This is a genomic window from Achromobacter aegrifaciens (assembly GCF_902859965.1).
Taxonomy (GTDB): Bacteria; Pseudomonadota; Gammaproteobacteria; order Burkholderiales; family Burkholderiaceae_B; genus Achromobacter; species Achromobacter aegrifaciens.
In genome coordinates this window covers 1-24,197 of record NZ_CADIKO010000003.1, presented here as the reverse complement: position 1 = coordinate 24,197, position 24,197 = coordinate 1, and the positions used below count along the sequence as shown (strand labels likewise).

The 24,197-nt window shown below is 65.6% G+C and carries 19 protein-coding genes, 2 rRNA genes and 1 other RNA gene; 2 read left to right on the top strand and 20 right to left on the bottom strand.

Going from position 1 to position 24,197, the window contains the following annotated elements; all coding sequences use genetic code 11:
* Positions 1-121 precede the first annotated feature (121 nt).
* The 15 genes from ftsZ to rnpB all read right to left on the bottom strand — a co-directional run bounded on the left by ftsZ (position 122) and on the right by rnpB (position 18,023).
* Entirely contained in the window at positions 122-1,306 is a 1,185-nt protein-coding gene (gene ftsZ / locus HV793_RS19130) for a cell division protein FtsZ (RefSeq protein WP_054457598.1), read from the bottom strand.
* 189 nt (positions 1,307-1,495) lie between these two features.
* Positions 1,496-2,722, bottom strand: coding sequence for a cell division protein FtsA (gene ftsA, locus HV793_RS19125; RefSeq protein ID WP_006217473.1), 1,227 nt, complete (start codon positions 2,720-2,722; stop codon positions 1,496-1,498).
* Between the two features lie 4 nt (positions 2,723-2,726).
* On the bottom strand, positions 2,727-3,551 hold the full coding sequence (locus HV793_RS19120) for a cell division protein FtsQ/DivIB (protein ID WP_054457599.1): 825 nt from the start codon (positions 3,549-3,551) through the stop codon (positions 2,727-2,729).
* 12 nt (positions 3,552-3,563) lie between these two features.
* Entirely contained in the window at positions 3,564-4,514 is a 951-nt protein-coding gene (locus HV793_RS19115; RefSeq protein ID WP_054457600.1) for a D-alanine--D-alanine ligase, read from the bottom strand.
* Entirely contained in the window at positions 4,511-5,917 is a 1,407-nt protein-coding gene (murC, locus tag HV793_RS19110; RefSeq protein ID WP_054457601.1) for a UDP-N-acetylmuramate--L-alanine ligase, read from the bottom strand. Before murC ends, HV793_RS19115 begins: the two co-directional genes overlap by 4 nt.
* Complete coding sequence (murG, locus tag HV793_RS19105) at positions 5,914-6,990, bottom strand: undecaprenyldiphospho-muramoylpentapeptide beta-N-acetylglucosaminyltransferase (protein ID WP_175213786.1); 1,077 nt, start codon at positions 6,988-6,990, stop codon at positions 5,914-5,916. Before murG ends, murC begins: the two co-directional genes overlap by 4 nt.
* The gene (gene ftsW / locus HV793_RS19100) at positions 6,987-8,180 is read right to left on the bottom strand and encodes a putative lipid II flippase FtsW (RefSeq protein ID WP_042796415.1); all 1,194 of its coding nucleotides are present in this window, start codon (positions 8,178-8,180) and stop codon (positions 6,987-6,989) included. Before ftsW ends, murG begins: the two co-directional genes overlap by 4 nt.
* Positions 8,177-9,709: a UDP-N-acetylmuramoyl-L-alanine--D-glutamate ligase gene (gene murD / locus HV793_RS19095; RefSeq protein ID WP_119449380.1), complete on the bottom strand. Its 1,533-nt coding sequence runs from the start codon at positions 9,707-9,709 to the stop codon at positions 8,177-8,179. Before murD ends, ftsW begins: the two co-directional genes overlap by 4 nt.
* A complete protein-coding gene (gene mraY, locus HV793_RS19090) occupies positions 9,706-10,875 on the bottom strand; it encodes a phospho-N-acetylmuramoyl-pentapeptide-transferase (protein WP_042796413.1) in 1,170 nt (389 codons plus the stop codon). The genes murD and mraY overlap by 4 nt, the downstream gene beginning before the upstream one ends.
* Positions 10,865-13,720, bottom strand: a complete 2,856-nt coding sequence (murF, locus tag HV793_RS19085; protein WP_175213785.1) for a bifunctional UDP-N-acetylmuramoyl-L-alanyl-D-glutamate--2,6-diaminopimelate ligase MurE/UDP-N-acetylmuramoyl-tripeptide--D-alanyl-D-alanine ligase MurF — start codon at positions 13,718-13,720, stop codon at positions 10,865-10,867. Before murF ends, mraY begins: the two co-directional genes overlap by 11 nt.
* Positions 13,717-15,447: a peptidoglycan D,D-transpeptidase FtsI family protein gene (locus HV793_RS19080; protein WP_054457606.1), complete on the bottom strand. Its 1,731-nt coding sequence runs from the start codon at positions 15,445-15,447 to the stop codon at positions 13,717-13,719. The genes murF and HV793_RS19080 overlap by 4 nt, the downstream gene beginning before the upstream one ends.
* Positions 15,444-15,734, bottom strand: coding sequence for a cell division protein FtsL (gene ftsL / locus HV793_RS19075; RefSeq protein WP_054457607.1), 291 nt, complete (start codon positions 15,732-15,734; stop codon positions 15,444-15,446). Before ftsL ends, HV793_RS19080 begins: the two co-directional genes overlap by 4 nt.
* A complete protein-coding gene (gene rsmH / locus HV793_RS19070) occupies positions 15,734-16,828 on the bottom strand; it encodes a 16S rRNA (cytosine(1402)-N(4))-methyltransferase RsmH (RefSeq protein ID WP_054457608.1) in 1,095 nt (364 codons plus the stop codon). Before rsmH ends, ftsL begins: the two co-directional genes overlap by 1 nt.
* A 7-nt stretch (positions 16,829-16,835) precedes the next feature.
* Positions 16,836-17,264, bottom strand: coding sequence for a division/cell wall cluster transcriptional repressor MraZ (mraZ, locus tag HV793_RS19065; protein ID WP_006226256.1), 429 nt, complete (start codon positions 17,262-17,264; stop codon positions 16,836-16,838).
* 354 nt (positions 17,265-17,618) lie between these two features.
* Positions 17,619-18,023, bottom strand: an RNA gene (gene rnpB, locus HV793_RS19060) — RNase P RNA component class A.
* 133 nt (positions 18,024-18,156) lie between these two features.
* Between rnpB and HV793_RS19055 the strand changes: the two genes are divergently transcribed.
* Complete coding sequence (locus HV793_RS19055; RefSeq protein WP_054457609.1) at positions 18,157-19,983, top strand: ATP-binding cassette domain-containing protein; 1,827 nt, start codon at positions 18,157-18,159, stop codon at positions 19,981-19,983.
* A gap of 97 nt (positions 19,984-20,080) precedes the next feature.
* Here HV793_RS19055 and pyrC read toward each other — a convergent pair whose 3' ends face one another.
* Positions 20,081-21,145: a dihydroorotase gene (gene pyrC, locus HV793_RS19050; RefSeq protein WP_054457610.1), complete on the bottom strand. Its 1,065-nt coding sequence runs from the start codon at positions 21,143-21,145 to the stop codon at positions 20,081-20,083.
* Positions 21,146-21,156: 11 nt separating this feature from the next.
* Positions 21,157-22,350 carry a M20 aminoacylase family protein gene (locus HV793_RS19045; RefSeq protein WP_054457611.1) on the bottom strand — a complete coding sequence of 398 codons (1,194 nt, stop codon included), beginning with the start codon at positions 22,348-22,350 and terminating at the stop codon, positions 21,157-21,159.
* A gap of 147 nt (positions 22,351-22,497) precedes the next feature.
* On the opposite strand from HV793_RS19045, the gene HV793_RS19040 reads away from it, so the two are divergent.
* Positions 22,498-22,776, top strand: a complete 279-nt coding sequence (locus HV793_RS19040; protein ID WP_006217453.1) for an SWIB/MDM2 domain-containing protein — start codon at positions 22,498-22,500, stop codon at positions 22,774-22,776.
* A 448-nt stretch (positions 22,777-23,224) separates the two neighbouring features.
* Here the strand turns inward: HV793_RS19040 and HV793_RS19035 are convergent, their stop codons facing one another.
* From HV793_RS19035 to rrf (HV793_RS19025), 3 genes are all read right to left on the bottom strand, one after another.
* Positions 23,225-23,590, bottom strand: coding sequence for a DUF4870 family protein (locus tag HV793_RS19035; RefSeq protein ID WP_013391517.1), 366 nt, complete (start codon positions 23,588-23,590; stop codon positions 23,225-23,227).
* 237 nt (positions 23,591-23,827) lie between these two features.
* Positions 23,828-23,940 (bottom strand): 5S ribosomal RNA (gene rrf / locus HV793_RS19030).
* 158 nt (positions 23,941-24,098) lie between these two features.
* A 5S ribosomal RNA gene (gene rrf, locus HV793_RS19025) occupies positions 24,099-24,197 on the bottom strand; the annotation flags it as partial.

Here is a 24,197-nt window from a genome sequence, read left to right as displayed (position 1 = left end):
CTCCGTCCCTTATTGAAACCGTGCAAGGGAAACACGGACCGCTCCGCCTCCGGCCTGCCTGTGGGGACAGGCAAGCCGGAGATGAGGGAGTGCGTTTAGAGCCCGAAACGGGCTCTCAAGTTCAATCCGCCTGCTTGCGCAGGAATGCCGGGATGTCGAAATGATCCATGCCCGAGCTTTCCAGAGCACGCACCTGGGCCGACGCCTGGCTGCGCGGATTGCGCATGACAGACGGCATGTCCAGGTTGCGGTAATCGCCTTGACCGCCAGCCGGCATCGCGCCCATGGGCATGTTGTCGGTGCCGGTACGCAGCACTTCAGCGGTGTTCTGCACCAGCTGCGGACGCGCTTGCGCACGGCCCAGGCCGGTCGCAACCACGGTCACGCGCAGGTTTTCGCCCATGGACTCGTCATAGGCGGTGCCGAAGATCACGGTCGCGTCGTCCGAAGCGTAGCTGCGGATCGTTTCCATGATTTCGCGCGTTTCGCGCATCTTCAGCGAGCGGCTGGCGGTGATGTTGACCAGCACGCCGCGAGCGCCGTTCAGGTCCACGCCTTCCAGCAGCGGGCAAGCAATCGCGTGCTCGGCAGCCACGCGGGCGCGGTCTGCGCCCGAAGCCGACGCCGTGCCCATCATGGCCTGGCCCTGCTCGCCCATGATCGTCTTGACGTCTTCGAAGTCGACGTTGACGTTGCCTTCGACGTTGATGATTTCGGCGATGCCCGCGCAAGCGTTGTGCAGGATGTCGTCGGCCGAACGGAAGCAGTCTTCCTGCGTCGCGTCCTCGTCCATCAGTTCATAGAGGTTCTCGTTGAGCACCACGATGAGCGAATGCACGTGCTTGGCCAGTTCCGAGATACCGTCCTCGGCCATCTTCAGGCGCTTGTTGCCTTCGAAGGTGAAAGGCTTGGTGACCACGCCCACGGTCAGGATGCCCAGTTCCTTGGCGACTTCGGCCACGACCGGACCTGCGCCGGTGCCGGTGCCACCGCCCATGCCGGCGGTGATGAAGACCATGTGCGCGCCGTTCAGCGCGGCACGGATCTCCTCGCGCGCGGTCTCAGCCGACGCGCGTCCCTGCTCGGGCTTGGCGCCCGCGCCCAGGCCGGTGCGGCCCAGACGGATCTGCACCGGGGCGTTGGTCGCCGCCAGTGCCTGCGCATCGGTGTTGGCGCAGATGAAATCCACGCCGTGCACACCGCTGCGAATCATGTGCGCCACGGCATTGCCGCCCGCACCGCCCACACCAACGACCTTGATAACGGTCCCTTTGGTGTTGTTCTCAAGCATCTCAAAGTTCATCATGATGACTCCCTCACAAGTCCGATTTCGCAAATCACAAAAATTCCCCAACCAACCTATGTTTTGTGAATCGCCTCAAACTCGTCGCCGGACGGGCCCGCAACGGGTTTGAAGCGCCTCCCCTCTTCTGGCCCGGTCCGCAATACCGCTGCGAACCGCACCAAGGACAGGCCCCAACCTGCCCTTTACAACTCAGTTCATGAACCATTCCTTCATGCGCGCCAGCAGGCTCTTGAAGTTGCCTGTCTGGGCGGCGACCTTGCGGCCGCGCACGCGCTGCATTCTTGCTTCCTGCAACAAGCCCATCACCGTCGAGAAGCGCGGATTGCGCATCACGTCGGCCAGGCTGCCTTCGTATTCGGGCACAGCCACGCGCACCGGCTTGAGGAACACGTCCTCCGCCAGTTCGATCATGCCGGGCAACTGCGCCGAACCGCCGGTCAGGACCACGCCGGAAGCCAGCAGGTCCTCGTAGCCGGAGTCGCGCACGACCTGCTGCACCAGCGTGAACAGTTCTTCGACGCGCGGCTCGATCACGGCGCCCAGCGCCTGGCGCTTGACCTGGCGCGGGCCGCGGTCGCCCAGGCCGGGCACTTCCACGGATTCGTCGGGGCTGGCCAGCACCTGCTTGGCCACGCCGTAGCGCAGCTTGATTTCCTCGGCATCGGGCGTCGGCGTGCGCAGCATCGCGGCGATGTCGTTGGTGATCTGGTCGCCGGCGATCGGCAGCACGGCGGTGTGGCGGATCGCGCCGCCGGTGAAGATGGCCACGTCGGTGGTGCCGCCGCCGATGTCGACCAGCACGACGCCGAGTTCCTTTTCATCGGCGGTCAGCACGGCCAGGCTCGAGGCCAGGGGCTGCAGGATCAGGTCCTGCACTTCCAGGCCGCAGCGGCGCACGCACTTCACGATGTTCTGGGCGGCGCTGACCGCGCCGGTCACGATGTGCACGCGCACTTCCAGGCGCAGGCCGCTCATGCCGATGGGCTCGCGGATGTCTTCCTGGCCGTCGACGATGAACTCCTGCGTCAGCACGTGCAGCACCTGCTGGTCGGTCGGGATGTTCACCGCCTTGGCGGTCTCGATGACGCGGGCAACGTCGGTGGCGGTGACTTCCTTGTCCTTCACGGCGACCATGCCGCTGGAATTGAAGCTGCGGATATGGCTGCCGGCAATGCCGGTGTAGACGTCGCGAATCTTGCAATCTGCCATCAGCTCGGCTTCTTCAAGCGCGCGCTGAATGGAATTCACAGTGGTCTCGATATTGACGACCACGCCCTTGCGCATGCCGCGCGATTCGTGCTGGCCGAGGCCCAGCACTTCGAATCGCCCTTCAGGCAAAATTTCAGCCACCACAGCCACCACCTTGCTGGTGCCGATATCGAGGGCGACGATAAGGTCCTTGATGTCACGGGTCATGGCGTTAGCGTTTCTTGGGAGGTTTCGGTATGGATTTGGATTTGGTTTCCGACGGCGGCAACGGGGCCAGCGCCAGGGCGAAACCATTGGGATAGCGCAAATCGGCCTGCGTCACGGTGCGCCCTTCCAGGCGCCCCGCCACGGCGGGCCACGCCTGCACAAAACGTTGAATGCGGGCCGCGAACGGCAGAGCGCCGGGCAGGCCATGCGGATCCGGCGCATCGGCGCCCGGATCGCGGCCCAGGTCCAGCGACATACCGTTGGACAACACCACGCGCCAGGCGTAGCGCGGACTCAGGTCCAGCTGCGTGACGTGCATGTCCAGCGGGGCGAACCAGCGCGCCAATTCGGCGTAGCGCTGCACGACCAGCGACTCGGTGCCTTCCGGACCGGAGAACTGCGGCAGAACGGTCTCGTCGTCCACCTCGCCCGTGTTGGCCGTGAACGCCTCGCCCCAGGTGTTGATCATCTGGTTCTCGTTCCACAACGCCAGGGGCTGCTGTTCCTCGATCCGCACGCGCAACACATTGGGCCAGATCCGCCGCACGGTGGCGTGCCGGACCCACGGCACCGATTCGAAGATCTCGCGCGCTTCGTCCAGGTCCACCGTGAAGAAATTGCCCTTGAAGCGGCCCGCGATCGCCGATCGCACCGCCCCCGTGGACACGTAGTGCAGCTCGGTGTCCGGCATCGACTCCAGCTCGATGGCCTGCAGCGTGAAGAACGGGCGTTGCGCCACCCACACCACACCCGCGACGAGCATGGCGCAAACCGCCAGCACGGCCAGCGTGTTGGCGATCAGGTTGGTGGTGCGAGCGTCGTTCCACACAGAGTATCCGGGTCAAGCGTTGCGGGCCGGACTGCGCACTTTGCACGCAGCCTCGGACAAGATCGCCACGCACAGATCGGCGTAGCTGATTCCCACCGCCTTGGCGGCCATGGGAACGAGTGAATGGCTGGTCATGCCAGGCGAGGTATTCATTTCAAGCAGCCACGGCCGGTTGTCGCGGTCGAGGATGAAATCGGCGCGGCCCCAGCCTTCGCAGCCCAGCGCCTGATAAGCCTTGACCGCGATCTCGGCGACTTCCGCGGCCACTTCGGGCGGCAGCGTGGCCGGGCAGAAATACTGCGTGTCGTCGGAGAAGTACTTGTGCTCGTAGTCGTAGTTGCCGCCGGGCGCGGCGATCTCGATGACGGGCAGCGCGCGCGCGGTCTTGCCGCCGCCCAGCACCGCCACGGTCAGCTCGCGACCGGTGATGAACTGCTCGGCCAGCACTTCGGCGTCGAAACGCGCGGCCGCGGCATAGGCTTCCTTCATGTCGGAATAGCCCACCACCTTGGTAATGCCGACCGTCGAGCCTTCATGCGGCGGTTTGATGATCAGCGGCAGGCTCAGGCGGTCCGGCACCAGACGCAGCTCGGTGTCGGCGTCCAGCAATTCGAAGTCGGGCGTGGGCAGGCCGTGCTGCAGCCACACGCGCTTGGTCATGGTCTTGTCCATGGCAAGCGCGGAGGCCAGCGGACCGCTGCCGGTATAGGGGATGCCCAGCAGTTCCAGGGCGCCCTGGATGGTGCCGTCTTCGCCATAGCGGCCGTGCAAGGCAATGAACACGCGGTCAAAACCCTGGGCGGCCAGCTCGGAGAGGCTGCGCTCGCCCGTGTCGAACAGGTGCGCGTCGACGCCGGCGCTGAGCAGCGCCTGGTGCACGCCCGTGCCCGACATCAAGGACACTTCGCGCTCGGCGGATCGTCCGCCGTACAACACACCGACCTTGCCGAATTGCGTGTTCATGCCAGTTCTCCAACTTGAGCGGGGACCTTGCTGATCGAACCCGCTCCCATCACTATCACCACGTCGCCATCGCGCACGAAATCCACGATGGCCTGCGGCAGTTCCGTCACATCCTCGACGAACACCGGCTCGACCTTGCCGGCCACACGCAGGGCGCGCGACAAGGCTCGGCCGTCCGCCGCCACCAGTGGCGGTTCGCCCGCGGCGTAGACCTCGGTCAGCAACACCGCGTCGGCCGTGCCCAGCACGCGCACGAAATCCTCGAAGCAGTCGCGGGTACGCGTGTAGCGGTGCGGCTGGAAGGCCAGCACGATGCGGCGGTCGGGCCAGGCGCCGCGCGCGGCGGCCAGCGTCGCGGCCATTTCCACCGGGTGATGGCCGTAATCGTCGATCACCGTGAAAGTGCCGCCGCCATGACTGGCCGGCACAGGGAATTCGCCCGTCTGCGTGAAGCGGCGGCCCACGCCATGGAAGGACGACAGCGCCTCGCAGATGGCTGCATCGGCCACGCCCAGCTCGGTCGCCACGGCGATCGCGGCCAGCGCGTTGCGCACGTTGTGCAGGCCCGGCAGATTCAGTTCGACCTGCAGCGGCGGCAGCAGGGTGTCGCGATGCGTGCGCTGCACGTTGAAGCGCATGCGCGTGCCTTCCGGCTGCACTTCATAGGCGCGCACCTGCGCCTCTTCGTTCAGGCCGTAGGTCGTGATGGGCCGCGAGACAAAAGGCATGATCTCGCGCACATTGGCGTCGTCCGAGCACAGCACCGCGCTGCCGTAGAACGGCAGGCGCTGCGTGAACTCGATGAAGGCGCTCTTCAGGCGCGCCACGTCGTGCCCGTAGGTGTCCATGTGATCGGCATCGATGTTGGTCACGATGGCCATCACCGGCAGCAGGTTCAGGAACGAGGCATCCGATTCGTCGGCTTCGACCACGATGTAGTCGCCCTGCCCCAGCCGCGCATTGGCGCCGGCCGAATTCAGGCGGCCGCCGATCACGAAGGTCGGATCCAGGTCGCCAGCGGCGAGCACGCTGGCCACCAGACTGGTCGTGGTCGTCTTGCCGTGCGTGCCGGCGACGGCAATGCCGCGCTTCAGGCGCATCAGCTCGGCCAGCATGATGGCGCGCGGCACCACTGGGATGCGGGCGGCGCGGGCGGCGATCACCTCGGGATTGTCGCCTGCCACCGCGGTGGACGTGACGATGGCGGCGGCGCCCGTGACGTTGCTGGCCACGTGGCCGATTGCGATCTTCATGCCCAGGCCGGCCAGGCGGCGCGTCACCGCCGACTCGTTCAGGTCGGAACCGCTGATGGTGTAGCCCAGGTTGAGCAGCACCTCGGCAATGCCGCTCATGCCCGAGCCGCCGATGCCTACGAAATGGATGTGTTGAATTCTGTGTTTCATGATGCGCGCCCCGCTGCTTGTTCACAGACGTCGGCGATATGGGCCGCGGCTTCGGGGCGCGCATGCGCGCGGGCCCGTTCGGCCACGGCTTGGAGTTCTTGTCGAGAGCGTTGGCCCAGCCACTGCGCCAGCCATTCGGGCGTCAGGCCGGTCTGCGGCTGCAGCCAGGCAGCCTGCGCGTCGCTCAGAAAGCGCGCGTTGGCGGTCTGGTGGTCGTCGATGGCATGCGGGAACGGCACGAACAGGGCTGCGACGCCCGCCGCGGCCACTTCGGACACCGTCATGGCACCCGCGCGGCAGATCAGCAGATCGGCTTCGCCCATGGCGCCCGCCATGTCATCGATAAATGCGCGGCAGTCGGCTTCCACGCCCGCCAGGGCGTAGGCCTGCTGCAGCGCGGGCAAATGTTGCTCGCCGGCCTGGTGCACCACCACCGGCCGGTTTTCCTGCGGCAGGCGCGCCAGCGCCTGCGGCAAAGTCGTGTTCAGCGCCTGGGCGCCCAGGCTGCCGCCCACGACCAGCACGCGCAGCGGGCCGCTGCGGCCGGCGTAGCGCGCGGCCGGGTCCGGCAACGCGCACAGGTCCGCGCGCACCGGATTGCCCATGGCCTCGCCCTTGGGCAGCACGCCGGGAAAGCCGCTCAGCACGCGGCGGGCCATCCTGGCTAGCCACTTGTTGGCAGTGCCGGCCACGGCATTCTGTTCATGCACCACCAGCGGCGTGCCGCGCAGCGCCGCAATGACGCCGCCCGGGAAAGCGACGTAGCCGCCCATGCCCAGCACCACGTCGGGCCGCACGTCGGACAGGCGCGACCACGCTTGCCCGAATGCGCGCAGCAACAGGAACGGCAGCTTCAGCAGCGCCGAAGCACCCTTGCCGCGCACGCCCTGGAAACGCAGCGGAACCAGCTCGATGCCGCGCGGCGGCACCAGCCGGCCTTCCATCTTTTCAGGATTGCCCAGCCACAGCACGCGCCAGCCGCGCTCGCGCAGCACATCAGCCACGGCCAGGCCCGGCATGATGTGTCCGCCGGTACCGCCAGCCATGATCAGAATGGTGCGAGAGGCCGTCATACCCGCCCTCCACGCATCATGACGCGGTTTTCCACGTCGACCCGGATCAGCATGGCCAGCGCGCACAGGTTCATCACGATGCCCGAACCGCCATAGCTCATCAGAGGCAGGGTCAGGCCCTTGGTGGGCAGCAGGCCCAGGCAGACGCCCATGTTGATGAAGGCCTGCACGCCAAACCACATCGCCACGCCATGCGCAACCAGGCCCGCGAAGGTGCGTTCCATGGCGATGGCCTGGCGGCCTATGTCGAAACCGCGATAGACGATGATGGCGAACAGGGTGATGACCAGCATCACGCCGGCAAAGCCCAATTCCTCGCCCACCACCGCCATCAGGAAGTCTGTGTGCGCTTCCGGCAGGTAATGGAGCTTCTCGACGCTGGCGCCCAGGCCCACGCCCAGCCATTCGCCACGACCCAGAGCGATCAGCGAATGCGACAACTGGTAGGCGCTACCGTAGGCATTGTCTTCGTTCCAGGGATCCAGATACGCGAACAGGCGCGCCCGACGCCACGGCGACAGCCAGATCAACATCAGGAAAGTGCCGACCAGCACGGCCAGCAGGCTGCTGAAATACTTGCCGTTGATGCCGCCCAGGAACAGGATGCCGATCGCGATCGCCACGATCACCATGAAAGCGCCCAGGTCAGGCTCCAGCAGCAGCAGCATGCCGACGCCGGCCAGCGCGAACGCCATCGGCAGGAAGCCGCGGGCAAAGGCCTGCATGTGCTCTTGCTTGCGCACGGTGTAATCGGCAGCGTAGAGCAGCGCAGCCAGCTTCATCAGTTCGGAGGGCTGGAAGTTCAGCGGACCCAGCGGGATCCAGCGGTGCGCGCCGTTGACCTCGCGGCCGATGCCGGGGATCAGCACCGCCACCAGCAGCACCATCGCCACCACGAACAGCGGCACCGCCAGGCGTTGCCACACGCGGATCGGCACCGCCAGCACCACCGCCGCGCCCACCAGGCCGGCGCTGATGAACAGGCCGTGGCGGATCACGAAGTAGTAGCGGCCATATGAGGCATAGCGCGGGCCGTCGGCCAGCGCGATCGACGCCGAATACACCATCAGCAGGCCGAGCAGCAGCAAGGTCGACGCCGCGATGACCAGCGGCAGATCGAAATTGCGCATGCGGGTACGGCCGGGCCGTACGGCGTTGACGCTGGCGGTGAGATCGGCGATCAGGCTCATGCGATCTCTCCACGGTCGCGGGCCAGGTCTTCGACCTCTTCCACGAACACCTGTCCGCGGTGCGGATAGTTGCGGAACATGTCCAGGCTGGCGCAAGCGGGCGACAGCAGCACGGCATCGCCCGGCTGGGCCAATTCAGCGGCGCCGCGCACGGCGTCGCGCAGGGTTTCAACCGTCACGCACTGCACGCCGGTCGACGCCAGCACGCGGCCGATCTCGGGGCCGTCCTGGCCGATCAGCATCACGGCACGCGCATGCTGCGCCACCACGGGAATCAGCGGCGAGAAATCCTGGCCCTTGCCCTGGCCGCCGGCGATCAGCACGACTTGCTGGCCCAGGCCTTCCAGCGCGGCCACAGTGGCGCCCACGTTGGTGCCCTTGCTGTCATTGATGTAGTCGACGCCGCCGATCGTGCGCACGAAGGCCGCGCGGTGCGGTTCGCCCGTGTACTCGCGCAAGGCGCGCAGCATCGGCCCCCAGCCCAGGTCCAGGCAGCGCGCCAACTGCAACGCGGCCAGCGCGTTCAAGGCATTGTGGATGCCGCGGATACGCAAGGCGTCCACCGGCATCAGGCGGCTCATGCGGCCCTTGGCGCGCGTCGGTTCGGGCGCGTCCTTCTTGCGGCGCACCGGCGGCGCGGGTTCATCGAAATCGTTGGGTTCGCAGGCCACCAGCCAGGCCACGCCCTGGCCCAGCTCCAGGCCCATGTCGCCGACCAGCTCCGGCACGTCACGGCCGAAGCTGCGCACGTTCAGCGCGTTCAGCGTGGCGACCATGTCCACGGTGTACGGATCGTCGCGGTTGACGATGGCCACGCGGGCCATCTTCAGCAGGCGGGCCTTGGCCTGCGCGTAGGCTTCCATGCCGCCGTGCCAGTCCAGGTGATCCTGGGTGACGTTCAGCACGACGGCCGCGTCGGCCATCAGCGAGCGCGTGGTTTCCAGCTGGAAGCTGGACAGCTCCAGCACCCAGACCTGCGGCAGCGATTCGGCGTCCAGCGCTTCCATCAGCGCGGCCAGCGCTGCGGGGCTGATATTGCCCGCAGCCACCGCCGACAGGCCGCTGGCCTCGACCAGCTGGCGCGTCAGCGCGGTGACTGTGGTCTTGCCGTTGGTGCCGGTCACGGTCAACAGGCGCGGCCGGTACTCGCGCGTCTCGGCCAGATCGGCCAAAGCGCGCGCAAACAATTCGATCTCGCCGACGACCTCGATGCCGCGGGCCTCGGCCTCGCGCAGCAGCTCGGCCGCGGGTGCCTGGGAGGGCGCCAAGCCGGGGCTCAGCACGACCTGATTCACGCCGTCCAGCAGCGCCGTGTCGAAGGACTCGTCGCAGCCCAGGCGGTACTCCACTTCGCTTTGCGCCAGTGATTCGCGCAGCGCGGCCAGCCCGCCCGGTTCGGCGCGCGTGTCGGCCACGCGCAGGCGGGCACCCAGGCGGGCGCACCAGCGAGCGGCGGCGACACCCGTCTCGCCCAATCCGAGGATCAGGACGAGCGGCGCGTCTGCGCGGGAGGTTTCCATCGTATTCATCGCAACTTCAGGGTAGAGAGGCCAATCAGCACCAGCATCATGCTGATGATCCAGAAACGCACGACCACCTGGGTTTCTTTCCAGCCGCCCACTTCAAAGTGATGATGCAACGGGGCCATGCGGAAAATGCGTCTACCTGTTCCATAACGTCGCTTCGTGTACTTGAACCAAGTCACTTGCATCATCACGGAAAGGGTCTCGACCACGAACACGCCGCCCATGATGAAGAGCACGATTTCCTGGCGCACGATGACCGCGATGGTGCCCAGCGCGCCTCCCAAGGCAAGCGCGCCGACGTCGCCCATGAAGACCTGGGCCGGATACGCGTTGAACCATAAAAATGCCAGCCCGGCGCCGCCAATCGCGGCGCACAGCACCATCAATTCCGCCGCTCCCGGGATGTAGGGGAACAGCAGGTACTTGGAATAGTCCACGCGGCCGACCACGTAGGCGAAGATACCCAGTGCGCTGCCCACCATGACGGTAGGCATGATGGCCAGGCCGTCCAGGCCGTCGGTCAGGTTCACGGCATTGCTGGTGCCGACGATGACCGCCCAGGTCAGCGCCACGAAACCGAGCACGCCCAGCGGATAGCTCACGCTCTTGAAGAAAGGCACGATCAAGTCGGCGCGCGTCGGCAAGGACATCGTGAAACCGCTGCCCACCCAGGCCTTGAACAAGGGCCACAGTTCGGTATTGGCCGGCGCCGACACGGCAAACGCCAGATACACCGCGGCCACCATCCCGATGGTGGCCTGCCAGAAGAACTTCTGCCGCGCGGGCATGCCTTCCGGATCGCGATAGACCACCTTGCGGTAGTCGTCCATCCAGCCGATCCAGCCGAAGCCGAAGGTCACCAGCAACACCACCCACACGAAGCGGTTGGTCCAGTCCGCCCACAGCAGCGTGCTGATGGCGATGGAAATGAGGATGAGTACACCGCCCATGGTGGGAGTGCCGGTCTTGACCAGATGGGTTTCCGGACCGTAGGAGCGCACGGCCTGGCCGATCTTCATCTCGGTCAGTTTGCGAATCACGCGCGGACCCGCCACCAGGCCGATCAACAGCGCGGTCGCGCATGCCAGAACAGCGCGCAGGGTGATGTATTCGAACACCCCCAGTGCGCGCACATCGTCAGACAGCATGCGGGCGATTTCAAGCAGCATTCTGCTCTCCCTGCCCCTTGGCCGTCACACCTTCATTCGTAGAAAAAGCCGTCACTACCCGCTCCATGCGCATAAAGCGCGATCCCTTTACCAATACGCAGGACGCGCGCAAGCCGCGCATTGCGGCAACCACTTCGTCTACCGATGCGCAGGCGTGTGCGCCCACTCCGAATGCGGCCGCGGCCGCCCGGCTGGCTTCGCCTAGCGTGATGAGCGCGTCGAGCCCTTGCTCACGCGCGTAATTGCCCACCTCGACATGCATGGCGGGGCCGTTGTCCCCGACCTCGCCCATGTCGCCCAGCACCAGGACGCGCTTGCCGGCCATGCGGGCCAGCACGTCCACGGCTACGCGAACCGAGTCGGGGTTGGCATTGTAAGTGTCATCAATGAGCAACGTTCCGTCACTCATACTCTTGTGCTGCATGCGACCCGCGACCGGGCTGAAACCTGCCAGGGCGCGCACCGCGCCATCCAGCGGCGCCCCCGCCGCGATCGCGCTGGCAATGGCGGCCAGCGCATTGCGCAGGTTGTGCAGGCCCGGCACCGGCAGCGCCAGGTCGGCGACGCCCACCGGCGTCACCACACGGCAGCGGGTGGCGTTCACGTCAGCCAGGATCTGCTCGGCGTACACGTCCAGGCCGGGCTGCAGGCCGAAACGCAACACGCGGCGCGGCTCGGCCAGGGCATCCCAGATCGCCGAATACGGTTCGTCGCCGGGATATACGGCAACGCCATCCTCGGGCAGCGCCGCGATGGCGGCGCCGTTCTCGTGCGCCACCGCTTCCACGCTATGCATGAATTCCTGGTGTTCGCGCTGAGCGTTGGTGACCAGCGCCACCGAGGGCGCCGCGATCGCGGCCAGTTGCGCGATCTCGCCGGGGTGGTTCATGCCCAGTTCGAATACGGCCGCGCGGTGCTCCGGCCGCAGGCGCAGCAGAGTCAGCGGCACGCCGATGTCGTTGTTCAGGTTGCCCGCGGTCGCCAGGCGGCCCGCTTCACCCTGCCAGTCGGCCAGCATCGCCGAGATCATTTCCTTGGTCGTGGTCTTGCCGTTGCTGCCGGTCACCGCCACCACGGGCAGCGTGAACCGCGCGCGCCACGCAGCGCCGATGCGCATCAACGCGACGCGGGTGTCGCCCAGCACCAGCTGCGGCAGCCTGGCGTCGGGCACGGCGTGCGCCACCACGGCCGCGCACGCACCGCGCGCTTCGGCTTGATCCAGATAGTTATGGGCGTCGAAGTTCTCGCCCACCAGCGCCACGAACAATTCGCCTTCGCCGATACGGCGGGTGTCGGTCGACACGCCCTTGACCTGCGGCAGCAGCAGCGCCAGCCGCGCCCATTCCCGGTCATCGAAAGGCAGCTTCTCGCCCCCGATGTCCTGGTAGGTTTCATGGCCCTTGCCGGCCAGCAGCACCACATCGTCGGGCGTCGCGGCCCAGATGGTCTGCATGATGGCGCGCGCGCGGTCCACTTGCACGTCGGGCTTCACGCTGTCCGGGATGCCCGTCAGGATCTGTTCGACGATGGCTTCAGGCGACTCGGTGCGCGGGTTGTCGCTGGAGACGACCACATGGTCGGCCAGGTCCGCCGCAATGCGGCCCATCACGGGACGCTTGCCCGGATCCCGCTCGCCGCCGCAGCCGAACACGCAGATCAAGCGGCCCGATCGCGCGGTCGCAACGGCGCGCAAGGCGGTCAGCGCCCGCGACAACGCATCCGGGGTATGGGCATAGTCCACCACCACCAGCGGGCCGCGGCCCGTGCTGGCCTGGGTGCTGTGCGCCACCGGCTCGACGGTTTGCAGACGGCCGTCGACGGGGTCCGTCGCGGCCAGTTCGCGCGCGATCTGCGCAAACGGCAGGCCCAACTGATACAGCACGCCCGCTACCAGCAGCAGGTTCGATACATTGTGCGCGCCCAGCAGGCGCGTCACGATCTGGGCTTCGCCATGCGGCGACACCAGCGTGAAGATCTGACCCTGCGCGGTGGCCTGGAGATCGCGCGCGCGCATGGCGGCGGGAATGTCCTGCGCTTCGCTCAGGCTGTAGCCCATTGCCATGCCTGCCGGCAGATCGGCAATCAGGCGGCGGCCGGCTTCGTCGTCGGCATTGATCACGGCGGCGGTCAGGCCCGGCCAGCGGAACAGGCGCGCCTTGGCGGCTTCGTACCGTTCCATCGTGCCGTGGTAATCGAGGTGATCGCGCGTCAGGTTGGTGAAGGCGGCCAGCGCAACGCGCACGCCATCCATCCGGCCCTGCTCGATGCCGATGGAAGACGCTTCCATGGCCACGGCCTTGGCGCCGGCGTCGCGCATGGCGGCCAGCGTACGGTGCACGGTCAAGACGTCCGGCGTCGTCAGGTCGCCGCCCAGCGTCTGGCCGTCGGGCAGCACGGCGCCCAGGGTGCCGATGGTGCCGCAGGGCTTGTCATTGCGGCTCAGCGCGTGCGCAATCCATTGCACCGACGACGTCTTGCCGTTGGTGCCAGTTACCGCCACCACCGCCAGCTCGGCCGAGGGCCGGCCGTACCAGGTGTCGGCCAACTCGCCCAGCAGGGCGCGCAGGCCAGTCACCGGCAGCATCGCGGCCTGATCCTCCACGGCCGCGACGGCATCGTTGGCGGGGGCTTCGAACAACACCGCGCTGGCGCCCAGCGCCAACGCCTTCTCTATATAGAGACGTCCGTCGCTGGACAGGCCCGGGCAGGCGACGAACACATCGCCCGGCTCGATATCGCGGGAGTCCAGTTTGAGGTGCGCGGTCAACGACACGCGCGAATGCAACCACGCCACGGTTTCGGCAACCGTGGCGACAGGGTTGGAGAGGAAGCCTTTGGCGCTCATCTGCCTGGCTCCTTGAGACCAGCAACAATTGTGGATTCGAAGGGCGCGTCCGGGCGCACCCCCATCAGCCGCAAGCTCCCCCCCACGATCTGGGAGAACACGGGCGCGGCGATGGCGCCGCCGTAATAGCCGCCGATCGTCGGCTCGTCGATGGACACGGCCACGACGATCTTCGGATCGGACACCGGAGCGAAGCCCACGTAGGAGCTCCGATAGCGCTGCATGCTGTATTTGCCGTCGACGATCTTGCGCGCCGTGCCGCTCTTGCCGGCGACGCGGTAGCCCTGCACCTGGGCAGCCTTGGTGCCTTCGGGGCCGGCGGCCGCTTCCAGCATGCCGCGCACCATTTCAGTCGTCTTGGGCGTGTAGATCTTGACGCTGGTGGGATCGCTGTCGCGCTTGACCAGGGTCAGCGACACCATGTCGCCGTTGCGGGCGAAAACGGTATAGGCGCGCGCCACCTGCAACAGCGACACCGACAGGCCGTAGCCGTAGGCCATGGTGGCCTTTTCGATCAGGCGCCAACGGTCCCAGGGACGCAGGCGTCCGGGCGCCGCGCCGGGAAATCCCACCTGGGGCGCCTGGCCCAGGCCAAGTTCGGTAAAGCGGTCCCACATTTCGCGGGATTCCAGCTTCTCGGAGATCATCGTCATGCCGATGTTGCTGGACTTGCGCAGCACGCCGGCCACGTCCAGCGTGCCGTTGCGGCTCACATCGCTGATCGTGCTGCCCTGATACTGGAATCGGCCGTTGCCGGTTTCGAACAGGGTCTTGGTGCTGATGCGCCCCAGGTCCAGCGCCAACGCGGCGGTGAACGGCTTCATGATCGAGCCCGGCTCGAAGGTGTCGGTGATGGCCTGGTTGCGAAGCTTGGAACCGTGGAAGGTCTCGCGCTTGTTCGGATCGAAGGTCGGCACATTGGCCAGGGCCAGGATCTCGCCCGTATGCACGTCCACGACCACGGCGGTCGCGCCCTTGGCCTGGTGCTTGTCCATGGCGTCCTTCAACGCCTTGAACACCAGATACTGCAGACGCGTGTCGATCGACAGGCGCAGGTCGCGGCCATCCACCGGCAGGGTCACGGCCTGCACATCTTCGATCACGCGGCCGAGCCGGTCCTTGATGACGCGGCGGCTGCCGGGACGGCCGGACAACTGCTGGTTGAACGTCAGCTCGACGCCCTCCTGCCCCTGATCCTCGACGCTATTGAAACCCACCACGTGAGCCATCACGTCGCCGTCCGGGTAGTAGCGGCGGGTCTCAGGCTGCTGGTGCACGCCGGGCATGCCCAATTGTTTGATCTTGTCGGCCACGTCCATGGAGACCTGGCGCTTCAGGTAGACGAAGTTCTTGTCTTCGTCGACCAGGCGGTGACGCAGGTCAGCCGGCGGCGTTTCCAGCAGCTTCGCCAGCGTGTCCATCTGCGCCGGGGTAGCCTGCTTGGCGTCTTCCGGAATCGCCCAGATGGCGCGCGCCGGCACGCTGGAGGCCAGCACCGCGCCGTTGCGATCCATGATCTTGCCGCGCGTCGCGGCCAGCGTCAGCGTGCGCTCATAGCGCCGCTCGCCCTGCTGCTGCAGGAACTCGGTGGACAGCCCCTGCAGGAACAGGGCGCGGCCGGCCAGCACGGTGAACCCGCCGAACAGCAGGATCAGCACCAGGCGCGCGCGCCAGGTGGGCAATTGCCCGCGCAGCACGGGGTTATCGAAGAAGGGGACGCGTTTCATTGCGCGCCTCCGGTGGCGGAAGCGGGCGGCTGGTTCAAGTACAGCGTGCGATCCGGAACGATGGAGATCATCTTCAGGCCATCGCGCGCGATGGCGTCGACCCGCGCGTTGCGGGCCAGTTCGGCGCGGTCCAGCTGCAGGCGCCGCCAGTTGGTTTCCAGGTCGCGAGCCTGCGCCTGATCACGTCCCAGCTCGATGAAGAGCTGGCGCGACTGATACCGGCTGGTGACCAGGGAAATGGCCGACAGCATCAGCAAAGCCGCAACGATCAGGTTGACGCGACCCATTAGCGGCGCCCTCCCTTGCCGCGACGCGGCGGGGGTGCCAGGTCGCTGCCCGGCAGCGAACCGATCTTCACGAACGCGAAACCGCCCTCGGCGGGCAGCGGCGTCTCGGTACGTTCGGCTACGCGCAAGACGGCGGAACGGGCGCGGGCGTTGGCCGAGACTTCGTCGTCTTCGGCCAGCACGCGGCCCAGGGAGCGCAGGACTGGCTGGGGCATTTCGCTTTCGCGCAGGGGCAGGCGCGCATGCGCGGCGGCCGGACGAGCCGCCGCCGCGATGCACTGCTTGACCATGCGGTCTTCAAGCGAATGAAAGCTGATCACCGCCAACCTCCCTCCCGGGGCGAGCAGGTCTAGAGCTGCCGCGAGGGTGCGCGCGAGCTCTTCGAGTTCCCGATTGATGTAAATCCGTAGAGCTTGAAAGGTGCGTGTGGCCGGATGTTGCCCCTTTTCGCGCGTGCGGACGGCGCTGGCGACGCACTCGGCAAGCTCGAGCGTGGTGCGCAGCGGCCTTGTTGCGCGGCGAGCAGCAATCGCCTTTGCAACCTGAAAAGCAAACCGTTCTTCGCCATAATCCGCTATGACCTCCCGCATCTCATCCACACTGGCTTGCGCCAGCCAATCCGCCACCGTGGGACCACGAGTGGTGTCCATCCGCATATCGAGCGGGCCGTCTCGCATGAACGAGAAACCACGCTCAGCGTCATCGATCTGAGGCGAGGAAACGCCCAGATCCAGCATCACGCCATCGACCTTGCCGATGCCGAGCTGCTCCAATTCTTCGGCCATGGTGGCAAAGCCGCCATGCACCACGGTGACCCTCGGGTCCGCTGCCGCCAGTTGCCTGGCTACGGCGATCGCCTCCGGATCCTTGTCGAACACCACCAGCCTGGCGCTCGGGCCCAGACGGCCAAGCAGTTCGCGGCTGTGCCCGCCACGCCCGAAGGTGCCGTCGACGAAGACGCCGCCTTCCGCCCGCGTAGCCGCAGCCGGCCCGGCCTGCTGATGCGACCGTGCCGCGCCCTTGCCGCCGAAGTCAGGCAGCAATAGCGCGTCCACCGTCGGCTCCAGCAGAACGGGCCGATGTTCGAATTCCATAACTTTTTCAGAACGAAAACTGATTCAACACATCCGGCATACCCTTGGCCAGGTCCTCAGCCTCGCGGCTGGCCAGAGTAGCGGCGTCCCACAGCTCGAAGTGCGCGCCCAGACCGAGCAGCATCACATCGCGCGTCATACCGGAAGCGTTGCGCAGTTCAGGAGCGATCAGGACCCGGCCGGAGCCATCCAGTTCCACGTCCTGAGCGTTGCCCAGCAACAGCCGCTGCAACGCGCGCGCCGTCATGGGAAAGGCGGCAATCTGCTCGCGCTTCTTTTCCCACTCGGGCCGCGGGTAGACCAGCAAGCAGCCGTCAGGGTGGCGTGTCAGGGTCAGCCGGCCATCGGCCTGCGACATGAGCGCGTCACGGTGCCGGGTCGGAATCGAGATCCGTCCCTTGGCATCCAGCGTGAGCGCGCTGCTTCCCTGAAACACCACTTTTACCCCACTTAATTGCACAATCTCCTACTATTTCCCACTCTACGGTATGGGATCGGGGCGGTCAAGCGCGTGGTTGCAATTTTTTCAATCACAACAAGGACTTAGATCAATATGTAAATCCGCAAAAAGAAAAACCTCCCAATAAATCAGGAGGTTGCGGCACTATCTAAAAGTCCTTCTTCAGAAGTGGCGGCTAACAATGCCTTTGCATTGTTTTACGGTCGGTCGTTTGCTCCGGTTGGCAAGGCTTCCAGCCGGGCCCGCCGATTTGAGCGGCCCCAAAAATGGTCCGGCCCGGCCAGCGCGACGCCAGGTTCCAGCCAGGACCAGGCTCGCGTTGCGAATGAGTTGCAAGACGGGTCTATAGGCCGGATTCTGTACACCAGGTTTCCCTGGCGGACGATCATTCCTCTGGACGGATCATTGCTGAGCCGCTCTAGCCATCTACCCGCATGCTTGGACGGGCCGCCCTACGCGGTCCGAAGACCGCACGCATGCCTATTTGATGTTGCTCCGGATAGAGGTTGCCGCGTTTCACCCTGCGATGCCGCCGCCCGTTGCCGGACGGCGCGATACGGAGATGGCCGTATCTGTGCGCGCGATGCACGCCCGCCCCGCAGACTCGTCTCTGTGGCCCTATTCCTCAACCGCGCCCGAAGACGCGGCCGGACGGCCGTTAGCCGTTACCCTGCCCTGTGGAGTCCGGACCTTCCTCGATGGATTCGCATCCACCGCGATCGTCCGACCCGCCTTGCGGTGCGTATTCTATTACACCCGCCAGCTCCGTCCCCGAAGAAGCCGCGACACTAGCCGTGCAAACGGCGTTACGGGGTTCCTGCGACAATACGCCTTGATTCGCTCAGACGCCGCAGACAATACCCATCACATGGCCCTTGCTACTCTCATCACCCTTACCGACATCCAGCTGGCCTATGGCCACCACCCGCTGCTGGACCACGCCGATTTCGCCATCCAGGCCGGCGAGCGCATCGGCCTCATCGGCCGCAATGGCGCCGGCAAGTCCTCGCTGCTGAGACTGCTGGACGGCAGGACCCAGCCCGACGACGGCGACATCGCCCGCAGTTCGGGTCTGCGCGTGGCCACGGTCGAACAGGAACCCGAACTGGACGAAAACGCCACCGTCTTCGATGTGGTCTGCAATGTCGAGGGCGATCATGAAGACTGGCAGCGCCCCTCGCGCGTGCGCTCGGTGCTCGAAAAACTCGGCCTGCCCGCGGACGTACAGATCGCCGGCCTGTCCGGCGGCACCCGCAAGCGCGTCGCGCTGGCGCGCGCCCTGGTCGATGAGCCGGACCTGCTGCTGCTGGACGAACCCACCAACCACCTGGACTTCGAAGGCATCGCCTGGCTGGAAGACATGCTGCGCACCTGGAAAGGCGCCGCCGTCATCATCACCCACGACCGCCGCTTCCTGGACGCAGTGGCTACCCGCATCGTCGAACTCGACCGCGGGCGCCTGCTGAGTTTTCCCGGCAACTTTTCGCAGTGGCAGGAGCGCAAGGCCCAGTGGCTCGAATCCGAGCGCCTGGAACAAGCGCGCTTCGACAAGCTGCTGGCGCAGGAAGAAGTCTGGATCCGTAAGGGCGTCGAGGCCCGCCGCACCCGCAACGAAGGCCGCGTGCGCCGCCTGGAACGGCTGCGGGTCGAACGCGCCGAACGCCGCGAACGCGTCGGCGACGTCTCGCTCGCGCTGGCCGAGGGCCAGCGCTCCGGCAAGCTGGTCGCCGAACTCGACCACGTGAACAAGGCCTTCGGCGACAAGATCGTGGTGGACGACTATTCCACCACCATCCTGCGCGGCGACCGCATCGGCATCATCGGCCCCAACGGCGCCGGCAAGACCACCCTGCTCAAGCTGATCCTGGGCGAGATGCAACCCGACAGCGGCACGACGCGGCTGGGTACCAACGTTGCGGTCGCGTACTTCGACCAGATGCGCGCGCAGTTGGACGAAAACGCCACGCTCGTCGACATCATCAGCCCGGGCAGCGAATGGGTGGAAATCGGCGGCGCCCGCAAGCACGTCATGAGCTACCTCGGGGACTTCCTGTTCTCGCCCGCCCGCGCCGGCTCGCCCGTGCGCAGCCTGTCCGGCGGCGAACGCGCCCGCCTGCTGCTGGCGCGCCTGTTCGCCCGCCCTGCCAACGTGCTGGTGCTGGACGAACCCACCAACGACCTCGACATCGAAACGCTGGAACTGCTGGAAGAATTGCTGCAGGAGTACCAGGGCACGGTGCTGCTGGTCAGCCATGACCGCGCCTTCCTGAACAACGTCGTTACGCAGACCATCGCCTACGAAGGCAATGGCCGCTGGCGCGATTACGTGGGCGGCTACGACGAATGGGTCGCGCAGCGGCCCGCGCCCGCGGCCCCGGCCGAAGACGCAACCCCCGCCGCCCGGCCTGTCGACGATGCCGCCGCGCGCGCGAAGGCCGCCAAGCCCAAACCGGCCAAGTCGGCCAAGATGAACTCCTGGGAACTGCGCGAACTGGAAGGCCTGCCGGACGCCATCGCCGCCCTGGAGGCGCAACAAGCGGAACTTGCCGGCAAGCTCGCCGATGGCAGCCTCTACCGCGACGCGCCCGCCGAAGTCGAACGCATCAACGGCGAACTGGCCAAGCTGGAAAGCGAACTCGAAGAGCGCTTCGCCCGCTGGGAACTGCTGGAAGCGCGCCGCGAAGGCACGCTGTAATCAGCTTGTCTCTATATACATATAGAGGCGCATGAAAAATGCCCCCGAAATCCGGGGGCATTTCTTTTGTTCCAGACCTGCCGGACGGCGCAATTGCCTAGCCCCGCGCGCGCCAGGTCAGCGCTTCACCCGCAGCCAGCGGAACCAGCGTCGTGTTGCCGAACGCGACTTCCTCGGGCACCTGGTAGGCCTCGCGCACCAGCGTCAGCGTGCCGGTGTTGCGCGGCAGGCCGTAGAAGTCCGGGCCATGGAAACTGGCGAAGCCTTCCAGCTTGTCCAGCTTGCCGACCGCGTCGAAGGCGGTGGCGTACAGCTCCATCGCGTGCAATGCCGTGTAGCAGCCGGCGCAACCGCAAGCATGCTCCTTCAACCCGCGCGCGTGCGGCGCGCTGTCGGTGCCCAGGAAAAAGCGCGGGCTGCCACTGGTCGCCGCCTCGACCAGCGCAAGGCGGTGCGTTTCGCGCTTAAGCACCGGCAGACAGTAGAAGTGCGGCCGCACGCCGCCTTGGAAAATCGCATTGCGGTTGTACAGCAGGTGCTGCGGCGTGATCGTGGCTGCGATGGGACCTTCCGCGTCGCGCACGTATTCCGCGCCCTCTTTCGTCGTGATGTGTTCGAACACCACCTTCAAGGCGGGGAAGGCGCGGCGCAGCGGCTTCATCACGCGCTCGACAAAGATTGCTTCGCGGTCGAACAGGTCGATCGACGGATCCGTCACTTCGCCGTGCACCAACAACGGCATGCCGCATTTTTCCAGCGCTTCCAGCGCCTTCGTGCATTTGCCCAGCAGATCGGTCACGCCGGCATCGGAGTTGGTCGTGGCGCCTGCCGGATAAAGTTTCACGGCGTAGACTTGGCCCGACTCGTAGGCGCGGAAAATCTCTTCCGACGTGGTGTTGTCGGTCAGATACAGCGTCATCAAAGGCGTGAAGGCATCGGGATTGCCGCCCGCCTTCTTCAAGGCCTCCAGAATGCGGCCGCGATAGGCCAACGCCTGTTCGGTGGTCGTGACCGGCGGCTTCAGGTTGGGCATGATGATTGCGCGCGCGAACTGGCGCGCGGTATCCGCCACCACCGCCTCGAGGGCAGCGCCGTCGCGCAGATGCAGGTGCCAGTCGTCCGGCCGGGTGATGGTGAGCTGAGTCGTGTTTTGAGTAGACATGGAAAGGCTTCTTAATCTGCCAGCGGCATGCCCCGTTCGGCCAGCGCGCTGAACATCGCGCTGCCCAAGGGGATGACGGCATCGTTGAAATCAAAATGCGAGTTGTGCAGCACGCAGCCGGAATCGGCTCCGCCCTGGCCCAGGCGGAAGTATGCGCCAGGCTTGCTCTGCAACATGAAAGAGAAATCCTCGGAGCCCATCGACGGCGTCAGATCGCGCACGACGTTCTCCTTGCCTATCATCTCGGTGGCGATGTCGGCCACCAGATTGGCGTGCTGCGGCGTGTTCAAGGTCGCAGGGTAGATCCGTTCGTAAGTGACCTCGGCAGTGCCGCCGAAAGCGCCCGCAATCGCGGACACCAACTCGCGCATGCGGGTCTCCACCATTTCCTGGACGGACTTGCGGAACGTGCGCACCGTGCCGACCATTCTCGCTTCGCGCGGAATCACGCTCATGGCGCCGGGATGCCCGGCCTGCAGCGATCCGATGGACACCACCGCCGAATCCAGCGGATTGACGTTGCGCGACACGATGGTCTGCAACGCCGTAATGATCTGCCCTGCGATGGTGACCGGATCGATGGTCTGGTAAGGATGCGCGCCGTGGCCGCCACGTCCTGTGATCAGGATCTCGAAGCGATCGGCCGCGGCCATCATCGGCCCGGGGTTGATGCCTATCGTGCCCGGCTTCAGGCCCGGCCAGTTATGCAGCGCGTAGATCGCGTCGCACGGAAAGGTATCGAACAGGCCATCTTCCAGCATGGCGCGCGCGCCGCCGCGCCCCTCTTCCGCGGGCTGGAAGATCAGAACCGCGGTGCCATCGAAATTGCGCGTCTGCGACAGGTACTTGGCCGCGCCGATCAGTACCGCGGTGTGACCGTCGTGGCCGCAACCGTGCATCAGGCCAGGCTTGGTCGACTTGTGCCCGAAGTCGTTGTCTTCGGTCATGGGCAAGGCGTCCATGTCGGCACGCAGGCCTATCATGCGCCCGCTATCGCAGCGTTTGCCGCGGATGACGCCCACCACGCCAGTCTTGCCGATGCCGCGGTGCACCTCGATCCCCAGCGCCTCCAGCGCGCCCGCCACGATTCCGGAGGTCCGGACTTCCTCGAAGCCCAACTCGGGGTGCGCGTGCAAATCGCGCCGCAGCGCCGTCAATTCGTCATGAAAGAGGCGAATTGATTCCAAAGGAGATCGTGCGTACATAGGAGGTTACAGAATGACGATATAGAGGGGACAGTCTGTGCATTTTAGTTGCTACAGAGGATAAATGCCTTTGTCTTTACGAGAGAGACACGTTATGCTCCGGCCGCAGGACAATTTTTCCAACAGCCAGAGAAGGAGCGCCGCATTATGGCCACAACCTCCAAACCCGCGACCGCGCGCAAGCCGAACGCTGCATTCATGAAGCCCCTGACCCCCAGCGCCGAACTGGCCGCCGTCATCGGCTCGGAAGCCGTGCCGCGTACCGAGGTCACCAAAAAGATCTGGGAATACATCAAGAAGCACAACCTGCAAGATGCCAGCAACAAGCGCAACATCAACGCCGATGCCAAGCTGCGCCCGATCTTCGGCAAAGATCAGGTCACGATGTTCGAACTGACCAAGCTGGTCAACGCACATCTGAAGTAAGCAGGCAAAGGGCGTACCCCGTACGTCCCTGCCTTCATATCGTCGCGACGCCCCGGTTCATTCCTGGGCGAGCTCGCCTCCCCAGCGCAGCTTTCTCTCACCGCGACAGCCTCGCCGCAACCTCGCCGGCACGGCCCGATTCCCCACACCAGCATTCCCCGAAAGCCAAGCCTGGCGCGCCTCTTCAGGCAGTTGGCATGGCTTCCTCACGGTCCCACGGCCAGCATTCGGAAGCAACATGGATTGGCCCATGCGCGATGGCTGCACATGCTGCGGGCCCACGTGTCGAGCGTGAATAATCCTGCACCAGCAGAGGCCTTCGAAACGCTGAATTGCACTCAGCGCTTGTTCGCTGATGCCCGCGCCCGCTGTCCAAGTACGGCGCCAAGATCAAACTCAACAAAGCAAAAGGCCGGCATATGCCGGCCTTCTGTTTGAACGCGAGCCTTCAGGCGTAGGTAGTCGGCGCGGACCCTTCCAGCAACGACAGCCAGCCCTTGATCAGGCGATACAGCACCCAGATCACGGTCGCCGCCAGGCCGATCCAGCCGATGAAGATGAGCGTCGCGATGCCGCTGATGGCCAGCCACAGCAGGGCCCACCAGAAGGTACGCAGCAGCCAGTCGAAATGAGCGGCATAGACGGTACCTGCGGCGTCCGAGCGCTTCAGGTACATCAGCACTACGGCCGCCAGCGTGGCGATGCCCAGGAAACCGCTCGTCAGGAAGCCCAGGGCGTACAAGCCATAGGCAACGTGGGTCAGCGTGCGCAGGTCTAACGTCGTTCCGGGCACGGGGGTCTGGGGATCACTCACGATAACGCTCCAACGAATTGACTCGGTCAATCTTACCGCACAAAGCTACCCCGCCCACGGCCGTTGTTATTTGTGCACATTCAATGCTGGCGCGGCTTGCAGCCTGATTGACGGTCCGCAACCACTCGCCCAAAAGCCCCAGCCGCCCGCAGCCGCGCCGACCGCTTGCTAGCTCATCGCAACAACACCGCAAAAGAAAAACCCCGCAGCGCGAGCTGCGGGGTTCCTGGAATCAAAGCCTGACAATGACCTACTTTCACGGACGTCCGTCCACTATCATCGGCGCAAAGGCGTTTCACTGTCCTGTTCGGGATGGGAAGGAGTGGGACCACCTTGCTATGGTTGTCAGGCGTAACTGCTTGAGTGCCTGCCCTATCGTGGGCAAACGCTCCAATCCTGTAGCGAGACCGATGCGCGTGCCTGGAGCAGATCTCGACAGGCGCCCGCAATGGGCTCTCACAAAGACAAAACCCCACAGGGGTTACCTGTGGGGTTCTGCGGAATAAAAGCTTGACGATGACCTACTTTCACAGACGTCCGTCCACTATCATCGGCGCAAAGTCGTTTCACTGTCCTGTTCGGGATGGGAAGGAGTGGGACCAACTCG

Coding starts and splice junctions, on each gene's coding strand:
- murG (WP_175213786.1), bottom strand. CDS start 6,990: ATGACGGCCTCTCGCACCATTCTGATCATGGCTGGCGGTACCGGCGGA.
- HV793_RS19055 (WP_054457609.1), top strand. CDS start 18,157: ATGGCCCTTGCTACTCTCATCACCCTTACCGACATCCAGCTGGCCTAT.
- HV793_RS19080 (WP_054457606.1), bottom strand. CDS start 15,447: ATGAAACGCGTCCCCTTCTTCGATAACCCCGTGCTGCGCGGGCAATTG.
- ftsW (WP_042796415.1), bottom strand. CDS start 8,180: ATGAGCCTGATCGCCGATCTCACCGCCAGCGTCAACGCCGTACGGCCC.
- HV793_RS19040 (WP_006217453.1), top strand. CDS start 22,498: ATGGCCACAACCTCCAAACCCGCGACCGCGCGCAAGCCGAACGCTGCA.
- murD (WP_119449380.1), bottom strand. CDS start 9,709: ATGAATACGATGGAAACCTCCCGCGCAGACGCGCCGCTCGTCCTGATC.
- ftsA (WP_006217473.1), bottom strand. CDS start 2,722: ATGACCCGTGACATCAAGGACCTTATCGTCGCCCTCGATATCGGCACC.
- HV793_RS19045 (WP_054457611.1), bottom strand. CDS start 22,350: ATGTACGCACGATCTCCTTTGGAATCAATTCGCCTCTTTCATGACGAA.
- HV793_RS19115 (WP_054457600.1), bottom strand. CDS start 4,514: ATGAACACGCAATTCGGCAAGGTCGGTGTGTTGTACGGCGGACGATCC.
- rsmH (WP_054457608.1), bottom strand. CDS start 16,828: ATGGAATTCGAACATCGGCCCGTTCTGCTGGAGCCGACGGTGGACGCG.
- ftsZ (WP_054457598.1), bottom strand. CDS start 1,306: ATGATGAACTTTGAGATGCTTGAGAACAACACCAAAGGGACCGTTATC.
- ftsL (WP_054457607.1), bottom strand. CDS start 15,734: ATGGGTCGCGTCAACCTGATCGTTGCGGCTTTGCTGATGCTGTCGGCC.
- murC (WP_054457601.1), bottom strand. CDS start 5,917: ATGAAACACAGAATTCAACACATCCATTTCGTAGGCATCGGCGGCTCG.
- pyrC (WP_054457610.1), bottom strand. CDS start 21,145: ATGTCTACTCAAAACACGACTCAGCTCACCATCACCCGGCCGGACGAC.
- murF (WP_175213785.1), bottom strand. CDS start 13,720: ATGAGCGCCAAAGGCTTCCTCTCCAACCCTGTCGCCACGGTTGCCGAA.
- mraY (WP_042796413.1), bottom strand. CDS start 10,875: ATGCTGCTTGAAATCGCCCGCATGCTGTCTGACGATGTGCGCGCACTG.